Below are 17251 nucleotides of genomic sequence, written 5' to 3'. Positions count from 1 at the left end.
GTGGTATATCTATTTTACCTCTTTATATACCTGTTATAAGCTGTTTGGTATATTTTTATAGCTTCTTCAATGCGCATTTTCTTTAGTGTTTTTACTAGACCTTCTATGTTATTAGACTTCCCTGTAATTAATTTTGAAAATGCTTCATCGTAATAGGTATCAATTGTATTCATGATGTTACTTAACTTTTGTGCTTCCTCTTTCGTTAACGAAACTGGTGGAAGCCATTTATCATTTTTAGATTTTGCGTAATTTTCTGCAGCTTCTACTTGTTGTGGAAGACGAGTTTGCTCTGCAAATTCTTTTGCCCCAATAAAAGGACCATCAACCTGAGATCGTGTATATTTAGATATTGCAGAAACAGGTCCTAATGGGTCTTTGAGAATTAAATCTGTATAATAAGGCTTTCCGTCTTTAATAACATATGTTTTATTAAGTATACCAAAGTTGTATGCCATATATCCCTCTTTGCTGTAAGCCCAGTCCAATATTTTCATTGCCAGAGGAATATTTTTGCATGCTGTAGTAATTGCCGTTCCGTACTTCTTATATAAAAAATCCATTTGGCTAAACTCTGGCGTTTGCCCTTTCTTGAGAACAGGGTATGGAACACCTACTAAATCAAAGTCAGTACCTTTCTTGTTTGACAAGAACGTCCCCATGTTTCCACCGATGAGCCCAAGAAAAGAAGCAATTTGATTGTTCAAAACCTTTGCTTCTATCCCTGAGTTATTTGTTGTTACTATATCAGGATCTATTAATCCTTCTTTCCACCACTTCTGTAGTAAAGCAACAAAGTCTTTAAAATTAGGATGTAAAGCTCCAAATTTAACTTTTCCATTTTCTACATAAAAATCTGTTTTAAATCCCCATGCTCCACATAAGAAACCACAATAATCGAAAGTACGACGAGGATTTCCATTATTAGAGCCATACGCTAATATGCTAAATGGATAAAATGGCGTTTTTACGCCTGGTAGTTCATTTTTCCTATTTTTAAATGTTACTAACATTTTGTACCAATCATCAATAGTTTCTGGTGTTTGAAGATTAAGTTTTTTCAACCAGTCTTTTCTTATCATCGGACCGTAAAAAATACAAATTGTTTTATCGCTACGGATAAAGGGAAAATTATATACAGTTCCATCGTCTGTTGTCATCATCTTTTTTATATCCGGCCTTGAATCTAAAAATTTTTTTAGATTTGGAGCATATCGGTCTAAATAAGGATTGAGTCTTATTATTATTTTATCTTCAATAGCTTTTTGAACTCCTCCAGGATATCCTTCCCATGAGTACTCTATCATATCTGGTAACTGCCTCGTCGCTATAAGTAGATTAAATTGCTCACTTTCCCCACCTACGGGTGGATGTATAAATTTAAGATTGACATTAAACTTTTTCATTATTATTTGATACAGAGGTAACTGAGCATAGTTTTGGTAATGAGCTCCAATTCTACCACTTAGATTACACCAGTAAGTTAATGTTGGTTTGCTACTCGAAGCTGCGTTTACAGATATTAAATTAGGTAAAATTGTTAAAAGAAAAAAGCATACGGTCACCAAAGATACAACACATTTTAAAGCCAATCTCTTTTTTCTCATTGAACCATCACTCCTTTTTTTATTTTCATTTTAAACTTTATTGCTTCCCACTACATCCTGTCAATAATGAAGAATTAAGCTCCAATATTTAGACCACAACTTCGTACCAAATATTTACTTATTAAATTTTCGTAATAATTATGAATATTTAATTTTTCTCTTTTTAATATTGCAGTACCTGATGAGAAGCAGTATTATAATTAATAGAAACAAAAGGGAGGACACAATTTATGAATAAATTCTTCCAGAAAGATATTTATTTAAGAATTGTATTATCGTACTTAGCGATTTTCGCTCTTATTTTCCTTATAGGATTGTATACATACTTTATTACTTACAAAATTTCTGTAAAAAATTTGAACCGTTATACAACATCATTATTAAATCATCTCCCTCTCAGAGTTTATGATGAAATCGTAAAACCACTTGATTTGATTCAACAATCAATTAATAGAAATCCTTTTTATCTCTCATTATTCTTAAACTCCGATCCCTTGACAAACAAAAATGAAATAATATTTGAAATTCGAGATTTTTGTAATACGCTCAAATTATATTATACAAATCCGTTTATAACCGAAATAGGTGTTTATATACCAAAAGATAACATCATCATTTCTCCTGCTTTTTTTGAGTCTGCTGAATTGTTTTTTAGATATTTTGTTACTCCGATTAGTATCAATCAAAGAGAATGGCTTAAATTACTTTCTAGCTCTAATTATAATTATTTTTCTCCTCCAATTACATTTAATCTTAATAAGTATATTGGAAATAATAGGAAGGATTGCATAGTGTATCTTCATTCCCTAGATAACTGGCAATTTGATGGCGCTAATGCCAAACTTTTTATCTTGATAGATAAAGATAAATTAGCAGAATATCTTAAAGATATTTCTCTGTATAAAGAAAGTAACATTTTTATATTAAACCCTAAAGGAGAAATATTAGTAAGCTATGCTCCCAATTCAGAACTTTTTCTAACTGTTTCTAAATTAAACTTTAAAGAAGACAATATTAACGTAATTTCAGAAATTAATTATAAGAAAAAAAACTGGAAATGCTTTTACACAATCGATCAAAATGCGTGGAAGTATATAGTTTTTATACCTTCTTCTAGCTTTTTTAGTTCATTATCCTACTTTAGGGTTTATTTTATTCTTTTCTTCTTAATCTCCACTTTAGTTGGTGTACCGCTCATAATTATATTGAGCCAAAAAAGCTATCATCCAGTTGACGAAATAAAAAAAATACTTTTTAAGAAAATCAACATCCATACAAATTCAAAAACATGTCCAGAAAATTGCAGCCACAGTTTTAACAAAAAGGAATCTATTATGCTAAAAGAAATAGCACAAATATTACTGAGAGAAGAAGAAAAGCTTAAACAACAATTAACAAGCATGTTACCAATAGTTCAAAATTCTTTTATAGAAAATCTTTTAAAAGGTAATATTTTATTATTGAATAAAGAAGAATATGAAAAATATCAAATTAATTTTATTTCAGATACCTTCTGTGTGATATTAATAGAGATATGTAATATCAATAAAATATCAGAAGAATTGTCACTAAAACATGATCTCTTAAGAGTTATAGTATTTAATGTTTTTGATGAAGTTTTGTCAACTGATAATAGTAAATGTTTTAACGTTATTCTTTCAGCCAATATATTAGCTATAGTTTTGAATATAGGAAGTAACAATCTAAATATAACAGATATTATAAAAAATTTAGAACATGCAAAATCTTTCTTAGAACAAAACTTTTGTCTCTACATAACTGTAGGATTGAGTTCAATAAAAACAGGAATAGAATCTATCTCGGATTGTTATTATGAAGCAGAAACTGCTCTAAATTACAAATTTATCTCTGGTAATCTAAAAGTTAATGCCTTTGAAAATCTTCCTAACCAATATTATCGAAGAAAAAACGTATACGTCCCCCCAGAGATTGAAAATAAGATCTATAATGCAATATTTGAAGGAAATAAGTTCCTGGTTGAAAATCTTCTTGAATTAATATATGAGAGGAATATCAAAAAAAGTGAAATTACAACAATAGAAGCGAAAGTTTTGTGCATACAACTGGTTGTTATTTTCGAAAATGCATGTAGATTAATTAATTATACACCATCCGAAGATTTAATAAACTATTTGGAAAAAACAGTAATTTCGCATATTAATAATGAAACAATTCAAGACTTCTTTTATAAAATAAAACAAATGTTTGCTCAATTAGCTCAATATGTTGAAAAAAATAATCTTTCCTTAAACAGAAGAGTTTCAATTGAAAAAATAATAGAGTATATAAATAAAAATTACTCAGACCCCAATCTTTCATTAGTTTCCATAGCAGATGAGTTTAAAGTAACACCACAATATCTTTCTCTATTTTTTAAAGAAATGACCGGTCAAAAGCTAAGTGATTATATAATCAATTTAAGAATTGAAAAGGCTAAGTATTTACTTATAAATTCTACTCTCTCAATAAGCGAAATATCCCAACACGTTGGATATAATTATCCTACTAACTTTATTAACGCATTTAAAAAACGTGTTGGAATTTCGCCTGCTAAATTTAGAATTATTTCAAATGAAAATCAAAAAATCTAAATTGCAATATCAAATGCAACACTTTTTTAAAAGGAACTGGAAATAAAAACTTGACTATAATAACAACTGTGTATGATATTAGTTGCCAGTATATTCCAGCTTCCCTGCGGGAAGCTGGAACTTTCATTTTATGTTGTATATTCTCCTTTTTAGATAATACACTCTACACCTCTATTAATAGCTTTTCTAACATCTCTATTTCACATATTCCCTTTATCTCCATTAAAAACTTCTCCCCACTGCTTTCGTAGTTAAATATCCTCCTACCAATCCCTTATCCTTCTTAGCCCTTCTTTCGATATCTTGCTTATTTCTTTCCCTTTAAGTATAAATCTTCTTATCAACTCATTCATACGCTCATTTGTTCACCTATTGTACGCTAAATATGGATGTGTATAATACCCCTCAGAACTAAATTCGCTTAAAATCTTCCTTTTTCAAATGTGCTCAGGTCTGTTCTTTTTCTGCTGTGTTGTCCCACGTTTTACTTCTCTTGAAATTGTGCTTGTATTTCCATTTAATAGTTTTGCTATTTCTCTTATTTCATGTCCTGCTTTTAATAGTTTCTCTATCGCTCCTCTTTCTTCATGGCTTAGATGTTTAAATCTCTTTCTTTTTGTGGTATTATCATTATAGGCCATAGCTTTCACCCTCCTGTGTATTGTATTGTCTTTACAACTAATATCACACACAGGAGGAAGCTATGGCTTCAATATTTTTTACCTCATTGCATTTAATTTTACAAAAAAACATATTTTATAAAATTTTTTAAACCTTACATGGGTACACCTATAAAAATTCAGGAAACAAGAGATGGAATAAAGTTCTATTGATTATTTTGTTCCTAAATGAGTTATTTTACAGTATCATCATACTCCCATTCAAGCATATCGTATAATTTTCTTCTCGAAGCTTTATCAGCATCTAGTTCTTTTTTAGCAAATTCATATACTTCAGCGGCTCTTTCACGTGGCACTACTACAACACCATCCCCATCAGCTACAATAATATCTCCCGGTTTTATTAAAACTCCTTCAATATTAACAGGAACATTCATTGCATCAAATTGGAGTCTACCTATTACAGTTTTTTGTGACACAAACTTGGACCAAAAAGGAATTTTTTGAATAATAAGTTCATCGGTATCTCGTGGCCCACCATTTGTTAAATATCCTACTGCTCCTTTCGCATAACCTTCTAATGAATTGTTTGAACCCATTAAACCAGCATCTATCTCACTTTGATCAATGACAATAAAATCACCTTTTTGTATCTCGCTCATCCATGGATATGGACAAATTTTCTGATAATAATACCCACACCATTCTGAATATTCTTCGGGACTCAACTTGGGAATTTCACCTCTATAAGGAATATATCTTACAGTCTTTGCAATTCCAACTGCCTTAGTTCTAAAGAGAGGTCTAATTGTGGATGGAAGACTACAGTAGTGATGCAACAATATTGCATCCAACCCATCTCTGACATCAGCAACTCTTAGTTGACTAAACATCTCAATTAACTCTTGATTTTCACTTTGGCTAAACATGAGTTTAATACCTCCTTTTTTGATTAATTTATAGTGTTAAATTTCCATTTACTAGTAATATTTATTTTTTATTCCTCTAAAGTAATATAAGTAACATTCCTTTTATCAGGAATCCTCTTCAATTTAATATCCTCTAAAGGAAGTAATAAAATTTCACTTAAGTATAGCACTTCACATCCATCTTCTAAATGTCCACTATAAGTTTTTTCTAAATCAGAAGCTACAAAATGGAGGTGCGGCTCATAATTTATTATCAGACCTTGCAAGGCACTTAATTCAATAGCCCCCTCAATCGTCAGATATTCATTCTCAGGTACATAATTTGTATTTAAAACTCTATGATATCGTAACTTTTTCAAAGTGCCTATCCCACTTATTACACATCCATGCTTTATAAAGTTCTCTTGAACAAATTTTTTAATACTTTCTAAGAGCAAATCGCCAGGCTCAAGATTAAGAATAAAGAGACTTTTTTCTTTACATTCTTTTATTCTAAAAGTTTTCATTTAAGGTACATCTCCTCTCAGTAGATTTTTATTTTATCATAAAATATCCATGCTTAAAAAAAAGTACTACCATTGATGAAAATAAAGTTAACCTAATTTTAGTGTTGATATCATAATACTATTTTCGTGCTAACAATTCAAACCAAAATGTAATATCTTTTTTAGTCCAGTGTTTGGTAAAATAGAACCAGCGGAGATTGTAAAGTTTTTGCTTGAAAATGGGCTTTTTGATGCAAGGGTCCAGCTTCAGCTTCATAAGATAATCTGGTCAGAAAATAGCAGAGGGGTGTGAAAAATCAAAGGGTTGCCAAGAAGTTTTTATATGCTTTGGAATTCATCAGTTTCGGCAACCCTTTTAGTGTTCTGTATTCTGGTTTGACAGTCTTACAAACCTGCAAAATGAACAGACATCTGTTGTTGTAACCTGACCGCAGATGCTGCACTCTTTTAGTTCAACCTTTTCATAGACATCCTGAAAATGTTTCCTTCCTTTTTCAAGAAAGCTTGTTATAAAACGTTGCTTTGTTCCCGGACTTTCCTCTTCAAGCCTGTTTAAAACCTCTTTGTACATAATTGACCTTGCACCAACAGCATGAGGACATTCATCATGCAAAAATTCTATCTTGTTTATAAGAACATAAAAAAGGTTTTCACGCTCTGTGAGAGTATAGAGCGGTTTTACTTTTTTTACAAGCTTTGGATGAGTAGAATCAAGCACAGGTGACTGTCTTGCCAGATATCCTTCTTCCCACGAAAGAACATTTCCCAAAAGCGTTGCAGCTTCATCGTCAAGATTGTGACCTGTTGCAACAGCTGAAAACCCGCCATCGTACGCCACTTTGTTAAAAAGGTACCTTTTTATTGAACCGCAAACTGAACACGTGCTTCTTTTCAAAAGCTTTGAAAGCTTGTAAATGTCAAGCCCATATTCTTTTTTAATGTCTTTTATAATAACTTCAAGATTATTTTTTTGCGCAAAGCTTTCCACAACCTGCTGTGATTTATCCGAATACTCACCTATTCCAAGGTTTATATACATCCCTGTGACATTGTACTCTTCGCTTGCCAATATGTGCCACAGAGCCATGCTGTCCTTTCCACCGGAGATGACCACCAAAATCTTATCCTTTTTGTCAAACATCTTGTGCCTTTTTATATTTTTCTTTACCTGATTTTTGTAGTAATATAAAAAACAATCCTGACAAAAAGCTGCGTTGTGTCGCTTGAGATAAATTATGCCTTTTCCTTTACATCTGACACACTTCAAAGTCTTTTTCAACTCCTTTCAAAACTTTCTAACCACCTGAAACAGCTGAGATAACCTCAATTGTGTCTTCATCATTTAAAATATCATCAGGTGCAACTATCTCGCCATTCCTGATAAACACGTTTGCCTCTAAAGTTATATTTAGCTCTTTAGCAAGATTTACAACAGTCTTTGGTCCTTTTACTTCAAGTTCTTTATTTTTACCCACAAATATTACCTTCACCTCTGCATTCACCCTCCTCACAAATCTTAATACGCACTTTTCAAACCGCAATAAAATTATATCACAAATCTTTAAAATCAAAACTTAAAATGATAAAATACAAAAAGAATAATAATTTTTGAGGAGCTGAATATACTAATAATGTTTTTTATAGGTATTTTTGGTATCGAAGAGAAGGCAAAAGCTATACGGCAAATAGATGTGACAATTTGTCCTTTTTGTTCAAGAAAAGGAAACCATACTTTGCTTAAAGTTTATAACTATTTTCATTTTTTCTTTATTCCACTTTTCAGGTGGAATGTTAGGTATTTTTTGCAAACAAGCTGTTGTAACAGGATTTATATAATTACAAACCAAAAACTTGCTCACGACTTAGAACATGGAATTGACACTCCAATTACTCTTGCCGATGTTGAACTTTTCAGAAAATTTGAACCTTCATATGGATTTGAGGATGAAAGGTCTGATTTTTGTCCAAACTGTCAGAGAAGAGTTTCAAAGACTTTTTTGTACTGTCCTTATTGTGGCAACAAGCTTGAATAAACTTTTTTGTAGGAGAGTGATTTTAAAATGAAAAAATGTATTGTTTCAAATGATGCTCCAAAGCCAGTAGGTCCATATTCACATGCTGTACAAGCAGGAAATTTCCTTTTTGTCTCAGGACAGCTTGCCGTAAACCCAATGTCTGGAAAAATAGAAGGTGAGGATATAAAAGCTCAAACACAGCTTGTTTTTAAGAATATTGAAGCTATTTTAAAAGAAGCCGGGTTTTCTTTTGAAGATGTTGTCAAAGTGAACGTATATTTGGCCACACTTGAAGATTTTGCAAAGTTCAATGAAGTTTACTCCACAATCTTTACGCAGAATTTTCCTGCAAGAACAACTGTTGAGGCAAAGCTTCTTCCAGGTGCATTGATTGAAGTTGATGTCATCGCAGTAAAGGAGTGAAAAGCTTAAAAAAATGAGAGCAGTTGTGGTTTTATCTGGAGGAATGGATTCAACAACTCTTCTTTATGATGTTAAAAATCAGGGCTATGAAGTTTTTGCAATAAGTTTTTTGTACGGGCAAAAACATTCAAAAGAGCTTGAGTTTGCAAAAAAGACATGTAGTCTTTTATTAGTTCCTCACAAGATTGTAGATATATCATTTTTTGCAGAACTTGCTCCGTCTGCACTAACCATGCCTGACTGGAATGTACCAGAAGGATATTATACCGACAGCACAATGAAACAGACAGTTGTGCCAAACAGGAACATGGTTTTACTTTCTATCTCTGCGGCGTATGCTATATCACTTGGTGCAAAAAAGCTTTTTTATGGTGCGCATGCAGGTGACCATCCCATATACCCTGATTGCAGAAAAGAGTTTGTTGAAGCAATGAAAAAGGCATTATATCTTGCTGACTATATAGGTCTTGAACTTGAAGCACCTTATGTTGATATGAAAAAAGAAGACATACTTAAAAGAGGGCTTGAACTTGGAGTAGATTATAGCCTGACATGGTCATGCTACAAGGGTGGGCAAAAAGCCTGTGGCAGGTGTGGAACTTGTACAGAACGGATTGAAGCTTTCAAAAAAGCGGGGGTGAAAGACCCAATTGAATACGAAATTGAGATTGATTGGTAGAAAAGTAAAAGGGGCTGTTCAAAAAGATAAAAAATGGATAGCCCCTTTATTCTTGATTTTTGATTTTTGATTTTGAATATCCCTCAGTTGAGATACCTCAGAGGATTTTGTGGAATTCCGTTTTTTCTAACTTCAAAATGAAGATGAGGACCTGTACTTCTACCAGTTGAACCACTTTTTGCAATAAGCTGTCCTTTCGCAACCTTCTGCCCTGGGCTTACCAAAAACCTGCTAAGATGACCATAGTAAGTTTTGTAGCCGTTTTGGTGATTTATAATAATGAGCTTACCATAGCCACCAAGCCACCCTACAAACTCAACAATACCACCATCTGCAGCATAAACATTCGAACCCCATGGCACTGCTATATCTATTCCTTCATGAAACTCTCTTCCCCTGTATCCAAATCGCGATGTCAAAACTCCCCACGTCGGGTATGAAAATCTTCCTGTTGCAAAATATCTCGGCGGTTTTTTAGTGCCAACAACTACAATTCTCTCCACAGGCTTATCTAATATCTCCTGAGAAATTACCTGTCTATCATATTCAAGACCGTTTAAATAAACTATCTTTGCTCTTATCCTTGCTTTGCCATCTTTCCCTTCTTGTTTTACTATAGTTTGTGTTGTATAGTATTTATCTGATTTTATAGTTTTAACTTCTTTGGGAAGAGTATCTACAAACTCTACTTCTTTTTCAAGTACAACATTTACAAGAGGAGTCATTTGGGTAAGTTTTATCTTCTGCCCTGGCATTATCTTTTCTGTAAGTCCCGGGTTTGATGCAAATATATCATCCACAGAAATATTGTATTTTCTTGCCAAATCCCAGAGAGTATCACCTTCTTTGATAGTATACTCAACTACCTCATCTTTTCCAAACATTATTTTATTGAGTGCCTGCTGTTCTGTCACAACCTTCATGTCTGGCTTTACATAAATTGGTTTTATCTCAACCTTCTCCAGGAACCTGGCAGACCTTGCTTCACCCTTGTAGTAAATAGCTTTTAACTTGTTTAAGATATTTTTAGGCATCTCAGAATTTTCAAATATCAAATAAGCCTTGGAATTTACAAAAAGTGCATACCTTTTTACAAGCACAACACCTTTTTCTATTATGGTGTTTTTGATACTATCCAAACTTGTACTTTTGTACTGACCGGGCGGAATCTCTTTTAGCTGAGGGCTGTTTTGAAAAACAAACTCATCTGTCCCATGCTTGCTTGAAATTTCTTTTTTCAGGCTGCTGAAAAGTTTTTGAGCCTCTGTTTTGTCCTTTACATATCCTACAATGCTTCCATTTAGTAAAACCGCATAAGCTTTTTGGTATGTAGTTGGAATTTTATTTATAGCAAAAATGATAAAAATCATAAATGCCAAAGTAACAGATATTTTTAGTTTCAGCACACCTTCCTTCGAATTTCTTATATTGCCAATGAACCTCAGCCCAATAACTATCTTTAATATCTCATCTAATATACTTCCTAGATGGTTTTTTCTGAAATGTTTGTAAGAAAAAATAGAGCCTTCTGGTTTATTTCTAAAAACGTGACTTTTCTTAATTATCGCTGGTTTTATCTTGGAAGATATAGCTCTCCAAAATCTATGTAAATAACTATTATTCTCTCTATCAGTTGTTTTTTTACCTTTTGATTTTTTCTTTTCTTTTTTTGCATCTGCCCGCACAAGAGGTTTTTCAGGTTTTTTTGAGGGTTCTTTTAAACTTTGTTTGAATTCATTATCATTTGTATTTTTTGAAACAAACCTTGCTTTCTCTTGGTCCAAAACGGTGGCTGTGGCAGATGACTTAGATTTTGAAATGTTCTTTGCCACAAGAACACCTCCTTGATACAAAAAATAAAAGGGTATTTAAATTACCCTTCTATATAATTTATACTATGTTGAATATGCAAAACATTATACTTTTATTTTAATTGACATTGTTTGAGATGTCAAAACCAAAAATTGATTATTTTTTTACTCACAAGGAACAAAAAAGGGGGAGGAGGTCTTTTTTGAACTTCTCCTCCCTCTTACAGGCTGACAATCGATCTCAAATATTAAAAACCTATATCCGTCTATTTGAGTGGAATGCTCTTTATATCAGGTAGCTCATCTTTTGTTATTACATAGTCGCTGTTGTAAATCTTTCGCAGCATGTGATTGTCGTTCCATTCATCATTGTATTTGCTGCCTGTCATGACATAGCCTCCTGCCCATACAGAAAACCACAGCCACGAAACACCTTCTTGTTTTAGCACAGCCGGGTCAGGAATAGTTCCGCACTCAGAAAGTGCTATCATCTTGTTTGCATTTGTGTACTTGAGAGCTTTCACAAACCTCTCTGTATATGGTGAGTACTGAGCTTTTTCCTCATATATATCTTCTGCAATTATATCAACATACTGATCTCCCGGATACCAAGCCGCATCCTGACCGTTCCATACCCATATTAGGTTGTTGATCTTGTGATAGTTTACAAGCCTGTCAAACATGAGCTTCCAAAGCTTTATATAAGGCTCTGGTCCTTTAGCTCCCCACCAGAACCAGCCACCAGACGCTTCGTGAAGCGGTCTAAAAAGAACTGGCACGCCTTCAGCCTGAAGTTTTTTGAGCTGCTGTGCAATTGCGTCTATATCTCTCAAAATGAGCTTATACTCCTCAGAATTTGGATTGTCCATGGCTTTCTTGAGGTCAAACGTTGTAGCCTCTGTGTAAAAACCTCTCCACCACTCTTTGCCCGGCTGGTCAATAAGACCTGTTGGTGCGTTCCAGTGCCAGCAAAATGCAACTATGCCGCCGCTCTTCCACCACTTTATTGCCTCATCAACATCTGTACCTTTTGTGCCGCGCTGCATTCTGCTTGGTGAGTAGTCCATGAAATCAAAGCTTCTAACAGCTGGGTATCTTTTTGTTACATCAAAGATCATCTGTACTTCTTTACCTTCACCACTGCTCTGCTGACCAGATAAAATCTTTTCACCGTAAATGCTTGCCAAATAATTCATGAGCCTTTGGGCATTGGGGTGTGGATTTGGCGTCACTAACTTTGAAGAAACTGAAAGCTTTGATTTATTTGCCGCAACAAGCTCTTCTATCACAAAATAGTCAACCGCAATTGTGTATCCGCCAGATTTTTGCAGTGATATTGTGTGCTCGCCTTCTGTTAAATAAATCTTCTTTCTGACAACAACTTCCTGGAACTTACCCTTTATGTTTGGAACCCTTGCTCCACCTTTCAAATCACCATCTATCCAGATATCAATGCTACCATCCTTTACAAGCCCAAGGGTTGAGATCGCAAGAGTGAAGATGTAATGTCCTGTCTTTGGAACCTTGATGTTATAAAGGGTATTGCCCATGTTGTTCCCAAACAAAAGTACATAGCCTTTCCCAGAAAACTTTGCATTTTCTTTCTCAACGCTGTACGCCCAGCCATCACTTGCACTCTCAGCTTCAATCTTAACCTTATAGTATGTCTTTGGATTTGGAAGTGATATTCTCTCCACCTTTGGTGTAACCTTCTTTCCAGCAATTAATGCTACATTATCAATGTAGATGGGTCCTGTATACTTTACATAAGACCCTGCAATCCTCAAAACCAATACACCTGCTTTTTCTTTCACATTGTAAAGATTATCCTTGCACTTTATGACCGCATAAGTCTTTCCGTTTATCTCTTTCCATGTTGTCTTATCTTTGAAATTGAGAGCTGTAAAGTCTTTGATTATCTTCCATGGACTGTCCACAGCACTTGCTGACATGATTTTTCCAGCAACTTTGTCTGGATTTGGAATGTAGATTGTATATTCAAGTGCTGAGTATTTGCCAAGGTCAAAAAGTTTTCCTTCTTTGTCTGTGAGCTTTACAGCAATGTTCATTTCTTCAAACGCAGTGCCCTGGAAATTAGCATTGAGTTTGAGACTGCCTGCATTTGTTGATGTCTTCAAGTCTTGCGAAAATTCCATTGATTTTGTTTTCTTTGCAAATCCATCACCTGAGTATTTATAAAATCCCATTGTGTCTTTTTCAAAGTTGTACACAAAGTTTTTGCCTTCCACTGGATACACAAGTGTAACCCCTGTGAAAAAGTCTTCCTTAATTTCCTCTTCTTCGCTACTTCCATAGTCTTCTTTTGAGAGGTTTGACGCATCCTCAGGTCTTACTCTTATATTGTCAAGGTAGATAGGTCCTTTGTAGTTGCAGTTTTGACCTGCAAACTGGAACACAAGCTGTGCACGCTTTTTGGTTCTAAAATCATCTGGAATTGCAAACGCCTTGTGAATGACCATATAGTCCTTGCCGTTTATCTTCACCTTTTTGCCAGCATTTACTGTAATGCTAAACTCACTTCCAAGTTCTTTCCATCCGTCATTCAATACAACCTTGTAAGCAAAGCCACCTTTTGCTTTTGCAAACTCGTCGTATGGAACAAACATTTCAAACTCAACAGATTTATAGTTTGTAAAGTCAAACTGCCCTTCGGCAACACCACCTATCCATGCACCAAGGTCACCCTGGTCCCATCCATTGTTCTCGTTGAACTCAACATCAAGCCTGAGCGCATACTTGTTACCAGGTCGCTGCAAATCAGTAGAAACTGACACCTTTTTGATACATTTTAATGAGTCTCCCCAAGCCTCACCGAAAGTCATTGTGGTGCCATCTTCAAAGTCGAAAACATAGCTTTGAACAGATGTCTCAACAGCACCAAAAATTCCTGTCGGCAAAAGCCCAAGTAAAAATACAAGACTCACTATTAAAGATGCAATCTTTAAGCCTTTTCTCATAATTCTGGCACTCTCCCCTTTTTTTATTTTTTCTTAAAGCCGGGGGTACACCGCACCGTCCTACTTTTGATCTTTTTACTTTCAGCGGTGCACCCACCGGAAAAAAGCCTGTCTACTGAATTACCTCTTCAACCTTGATGTTGTCTATTACAAAATCAGTACCCCAGTGAATGCCAATCTTCAAGCCCATTGTTGTTGAGTTGTCAGGAATTCCTGCAATTGTCCCTTCAACATGATAAACGGTGTTTGCTTTGTCAAGTTTGAATGTTATCCAGCCATATGACTTATAGCCAGACTTGTTGCTATTTATAATTTGAGCATAGATGTATGTGTCACCTGGTTTTGGCGGAGCTTTCAAGAGTTTTACATCAAAGCTTACTTTATAATCGTGCCAGCCGTAAATCTTAACTTTGCTTGGAACTGAATACAGAGCATCTATCCACTCACCGTCTTTTTTAGAGTCGCATGCAACTTTGAGCGACTTGCCTTTGATTGCCTCTTTGCCAGACACAATTGAAAGTTTTACGCTCTTCTTTGTTGTGTCAAGTACTGTGAACATATCCATCTTGCCATTTTCAAAGTCGATGGTAAACGGCTTGAACGGTCTGAACACTGGTTTTTCAGGCTTTGCGTTAGCTTCAGATACAGCCTGCTGTGCCTGTGGTTTCAAGCCCGCCAATGCCGATGAAACTGATGCTGCGTTTGAAAGAGCTCCATTTATATCCCATACAAGGTTGCCCAAAACAGAGTCTGGTGAGCCTGGATAGAACGAGTATTTTGCAAGTTGTGTATGGAAATCCTGCAGATATTTTGGTCTTCTCTTGATACCAGGGTCATCACAGTATTTCTGAATGCTTTCTAACAAAATATTTATAAACTTTCCAGCACCCTTCGGATTTCTTGCACCTTTTGAAATTCCATATCCATCACATTCAAATGGATAGAGTTTATTCTTATTGTCTGGTCCCAAAGGAATCGGAGCAACTTCAATTTCATCTTCTACCTTTTGGTTGAACTTCTGATCATCATAGTTGTACCATCTTTCAATATACATTGCTATCTTTCTTTGAGCTAACCCTGTACTTGCAGTGTTCCAGTCAGTAATCATCCAGCCTTCTTTGATACCTTTTTGAGCAATGTTAAGTCCCTTTTGTACTCTTGGATCGTCAAAGTTGAGTTTCGCATTACCACTTTTATCCACATTTACATATGTCACACCGTTGGAATATACAAATATCTGTGGATACCAGCAACCAACACCGTATCTATCAACCTTGCCATCACCGTTTGTATCAGTTGTAAGTTTCTTTGCCAGAGCAACAAATGTATCCCAGTTCCATTTTCCATTCTTATAAAGTGCAAGCGGCATCTCGCTCTCGTCAATGCCCTCTTCAAGCATGAGGTCTTTGTTGTAAAGAACAACCCAGAAGTGGTTAGAACCATACTGGCTTGCCAAATAGTATTTTCCTTCATATTTAAAAATCTGATCCATCGCTCTTAAGTTCAAATATGGCGCTTTGAGATCAACATAGTTGTTGATGGGTTGTAGATAACCTTTTGTATAAAATCGCGGGAAGTTGCCTGACCCACCAAATACAACGTCAATTGGGTCGCCTGCAGCCATTCTGGTTATAATCTTTGTGTCCCAATTGTTCCAATCACTATACACCAACTTAATTTTCCCACCATAATTCTTCTGGTAAGTATCAATTGCTTTTTTAACAGCTTGTGCAAAGAGATCACTAGTATTTTTGAAACTTTCTTGAGTTAAACCTGGTCTGAAAAATGAGATATCACCTAACTTTGTCGCAGCCTGAGCTGGGTTTTGGGATTTGTTTAGGACAACAAACAACCCCAACACCATTGAAATTGAAACTACAAACGCCAAAACCTTCTTGAATAACTTTGATGCAAACATACTCATACCTCCTCCACTCATATTGGATTTATTTATTTTGCAAAATCCCTCGAATTGTGAGGGATTGTTGCCAGTACGCATTACCCTACAATCCCTGTTCGCTCGATACTTTCTGTAAAGTATCTTTGACCAATAATGTAAATAGCTATTAAAGGCAGTATTACCAATAAACATCCCGCTTCTAAAACTGATGACCTCAAAAGATATATGTCGTTTGCATTCACAAGATTGTTCAACAGGTTCATTCTTTCATTTAAGATTGTTAACATCACAGAAAGAGGCAAGTTATCTGTAAAAAACATCGCCGAAAGATAATAGTCGTTCCAGTGCCAGACAATAGTGAAAAGAAGCACTGTAATGATAGCACCTGTTGCATTTGGAACCATAACCCTCAAAAATGTAGAAAATGGACCACATCCATCTATCTTTGCAGCTTCTTCAAGCTCTGTCGGCATGTTTCTAAAAAACTGTCTGAATATGAATATATAAAGGCTTGAGCGAATACCCATTCCAAACGTATTTAAAATGTAAAATGTCCAGGGCGTATCAAGAAGGTTTACTGTCAACGGTTTTCCTGTAAAAAGTCCAATTAGCCTACCAAAGTAGAAGAAATCAAAATGTCTGAACTTTACATAAAGCGGTACTATTATTGTCTGCATTGGAACGATTATAGTAAAAAGGAGTATGCCAAATAGAATTTCTCTTTCCTTAAACCTGAATCTTGCAAAACCATAGCCCACCATCATGCATATAAAGGTCTGAATAATCACAGATGGTATGAGGATTATCAAAGTGTTTTTGATAGATTGAACATATCCCAAGATTTCATTTGCAAGCTTGAAACTTTCAATTGAAAAGTGTTTTGGAATCCACACAACGCTTGGATCAAGAAGGTCTACCTTGTCTCTGAATGCGTTGCTTATCAAAAACAGAACAGGGTACAAAAGAACATAGCTCATGCCAATTATAAATAGGTATCTAAAGAGATTTTTCAAAAAGGCAAATAGTCGTTTTTTAAATATTGCCATGCCAAAACCTGACAGTTCAAAATTCCTTGCCACCTTTGAACTCTTAGATTTTGTTGCAACCTCCATCTTGCATACCCTCTTTTCTTTGAAATATATTTCTAACCTGAGTGTATCTCCTCTCTATG

13 protein-coding genes and 3 pseudogenes are annotated in these 17251 nt (G+C 34.8%); 5 read left to right on the top strand and 11 right to left on the bottom strand.

Annotated elements, in window-relative coordinates; genetic code table 11:
* Positions 1–14: 14 nt before the first annotated feature.
* Complete coding sequence (locus COB47_RS00940) at positions 15–1607, bottom strand: extracellular solute-binding protein (protein ID WP_013289557.1); 1593 nt, start codon at positions 1605–1607, stop codon at positions 15–17.
* 230 nt (positions 1608–1837) lie between these two features.
* Between COB47_RS00940 and COB47_RS00935 the strand changes: the two genes are divergently transcribed.
* A complete protein-coding gene (locus tag COB47_RS00935) occupies positions 1838–4219 on the top strand; it encodes a helix-turn-helix domain-containing protein (RefSeq protein WP_013289556.1) in 2382 nt (793 codons plus the stop codon).
* A gap of 163 nt (positions 4220–4382) precedes the next feature.
* On the opposite strand, the pseudogene COB47_RS13005 reads toward COB47_RS00935, so the two are convergent.
* The 4 genes and pseudogenes from COB47_RS13005 to COB47_RS00920 form a co-directional block, all read right to left on the bottom strand.
* Positions 4383–4650, bottom strand: a pseudogene (locus COB47_RS13005) (IS30 family transposase); the annotation flags it as partial.
* A 2-nt stretch (positions 4651–4652) separates the two neighbouring features.
* A pseudogene (locus COB47_RS12425) lies at positions 4653–4860 on the bottom strand (helix-turn-helix domain-containing protein); the annotation flags it as partial.
* 212 nt (positions 4861–5072) lie between these two features.
* On the bottom strand, positions 5073–5768 hold the full coding sequence (locus COB47_RS00925) for an RraA family protein (protein ID WP_013289554.1): 696 nt from the start codon (positions 5766–5768) through the stop codon (positions 5073–5075).
* A 68-nt stretch (positions 5769–5836) separates the two neighbouring features.
* Positions 5837–6274, bottom strand: a complete 438-nt coding sequence (locus COB47_RS00920) for a PPC domain-containing DNA-binding protein (protein WP_013289553.1) — start codon at positions 6272–6274, stop codon at positions 5837–5839.
* A gap of 136 nt (positions 6275–6410) precedes the next feature.
* Between COB47_RS00920 and COB47_RS12825 the strand changes: the two are divergent.
* A pseudogene (locus COB47_RS12825) lies at positions 6411–6566 on the top strand (putative 7-carboxy-7-deazaguanine synthase QueE); the annotation flags it as partial.
* Between the two features lie 63 nt (positions 6567–6629).
* On the opposite strand, the gene COB47_RS00915 reads toward COB47_RS12825, so the two are convergent.
* Positions 6630–7541, bottom strand: a complete 912-nt coding sequence (locus COB47_RS00915; RefSeq protein ID WP_013289552.1) for a TIGR00269 family protein — start codon at positions 7539–7541, stop codon at positions 6630–6632.
* Positions 7542–7569: 28 nt separating this feature from the next.
* The gene (locus tag COB47_RS00910; protein WP_013289551.1) at positions 7570–7764 is read right to left on the bottom strand and encodes a MoaD/ThiS family protein; all 195 of its coding nucleotides are present in this window, start codon (positions 7762–7764) and stop codon (positions 7570–7572) included.
* A gap of 141 nt (positions 7765–7905) precedes the next feature.
* Between COB47_RS00910 and COB47_RS00905 the strand changes: the two genes are divergently transcribed.
* The 3 genes from COB47_RS00905 to queC are packed head-to-tail and all read left to right on the top strand — an operon-like array spanning position 7906 to position 9391.
* Positions 7906–8307, top strand: a complete 402-nt coding sequence (locus tag COB47_RS00905; protein ID WP_013289550.1) for a zinc ribbon domain-containing protein — start codon at positions 7906–7908, stop codon at positions 8305–8307.
* Between the two features lie 27 nt (positions 8308–8334).
* Positions 8335–8712 carry a RidA family protein gene (locus tag COB47_RS00900; protein ID WP_013289549.1) on the top strand — a complete coding sequence of 126 codons (378 nt, stop codon included), beginning with the start codon at positions 8335–8337 and terminating at the stop codon, positions 8710–8712.
* Positions 8713–8725: 13 nt separating this feature from the next.
* The gene (queC, locus tag COB47_RS00895) at positions 8726–9391 is read left to right on the top strand and encodes a 7-cyano-7-deazaguanine synthase QueC (protein ID WP_041742326.1); all 666 of its coding nucleotides are present in this window, start codon (positions 8726–8728) and stop codon (positions 9389–9391) included.
* Between the two features lie 83 nt (positions 9392–9474).
* Here queC and COB47_RS00890 read toward each other — a convergent pair whose 3' ends face one another.
* From COB47_RS00890 to COB47_RS00875, 4 genes are all read right to left on the bottom strand, one after another.
* Positions 9475–11223, bottom strand: a complete 1749-nt coding sequence (locus tag COB47_RS00890; RefSeq protein WP_013289547.1) for a peptidoglycan DD-metalloendopeptidase family protein — start codon at positions 11221–11223, stop codon at positions 9475–9477.
* Positions 11224–11468: 245 nt separating this feature from the next.
* Positions 11469–14180, bottom strand: coding sequence for a glycosyl hydrolase (locus tag COB47_RS00885; RefSeq protein WP_013289546.1), 2712 nt, complete (start codon positions 14178–14180; stop codon positions 11469–11471).
* A gap of 112 nt (positions 14181–14292) precedes the next feature.
* Positions 14293–16098, bottom strand: a complete 1806-nt coding sequence (locus tag COB47_RS00880) for an ABC transporter substrate-binding protein (protein WP_013289545.1) — start codon at positions 16096–16098, stop codon at positions 14293–14295.
* Positions 16099–16178: 80 nt separating this feature from the next.
* Positions 16179–17192, bottom strand: a complete 1014-nt coding sequence (locus tag COB47_RS00875; protein ID WP_013289544.1) for a carbohydrate ABC transporter permease — start codon at positions 17190–17192, stop codon at positions 16179–16181.
* Positions 17193–17251 lie beyond the last annotated feature (59 nt).

The sequence above is a fragment of the Caldicellulosiruptor obsidiansis OB47 genome, assembly GCF_000145215.1.
Lineage (GTDB): Bacteria > Bacillota > Thermoanaerobacteria > Caldicellulosiruptorales > Caldicellulosiruptoraceae > Caldicellulosiruptor > Caldicellulosiruptor obsidiansis.
This window is presented reverse-complemented; position numbering and strand designations above follow the sequence as displayed.

Bases quoted from the DNA above. Each gene is read 5' to 3' on its own strand.
- COB47_RS00940 (WP_013289557.1), bottom strand. From the start codon at position 1,607: ATGAGAAAAAAGAGATTGGCTTTAAAATGTGTTGTATCTTTGGTGACC.
- COB47_RS00935 (WP_013289556.1), top strand. From the start codon at position 1,838: ATGAATAAATTCTTCCAGAAAGATATTTATTTAAGAATTGTATTATCG.
- COB47_RS00925 (WP_013289554.1), bottom strand. From the start codon at position 5,768: ATGTTTAGCCAAAGTGAAAATCAAGAGTTAATTGAGATGTTTAGTCAA.
- COB47_RS00920 (WP_013289553.1), bottom strand. From the start codon at position 6,274: ATGAAAACTTTTAGAATAAAAGAATGTAAAGAAAAAAGTCTCTTTATT.
- COB47_RS00905 (WP_013289550.1), top strand. From the start codon at position 7,906: ATGTTTTTTATAGGTATTTTTGGTATCGAAGAGAAGGCAAAAGCTATA.
- COB47_RS00900 (WP_013289549.1), top strand. From the start codon at position 8,335: ATGAAAAAATGTATTGTTTCAAATGATGCTCCAAAGCCAGTAGGTCCA.
- queC (WP_041742326.1), top strand. From the start codon at position 8,726: ATGAGAGCAGTTGTGGTTTTATCTGGAGGAATGGATTCAACAACTCTT.
- COB47_RS00885 (WP_013289546.1), bottom strand. From the start codon at position 14,180: ATGAGAAAAGGCTTAAAGATTGCATCTTTAATAGTGAGTCTTGTATTT.
- COB47_RS00880 (WP_013289545.1), bottom strand. From the start codon at position 16,098: ATGTTTGCATCAAAGTTATTCAAGAAGGTTTTGGCGTTTGTAGTTTCA.
- COB47_RS00875 (WP_013289544.1), bottom strand. From the start codon at position 17,192: ATGGAGGTTGCAACAAAATCTAAGAGTTCAAAGGTGGCAAGGAATTTT.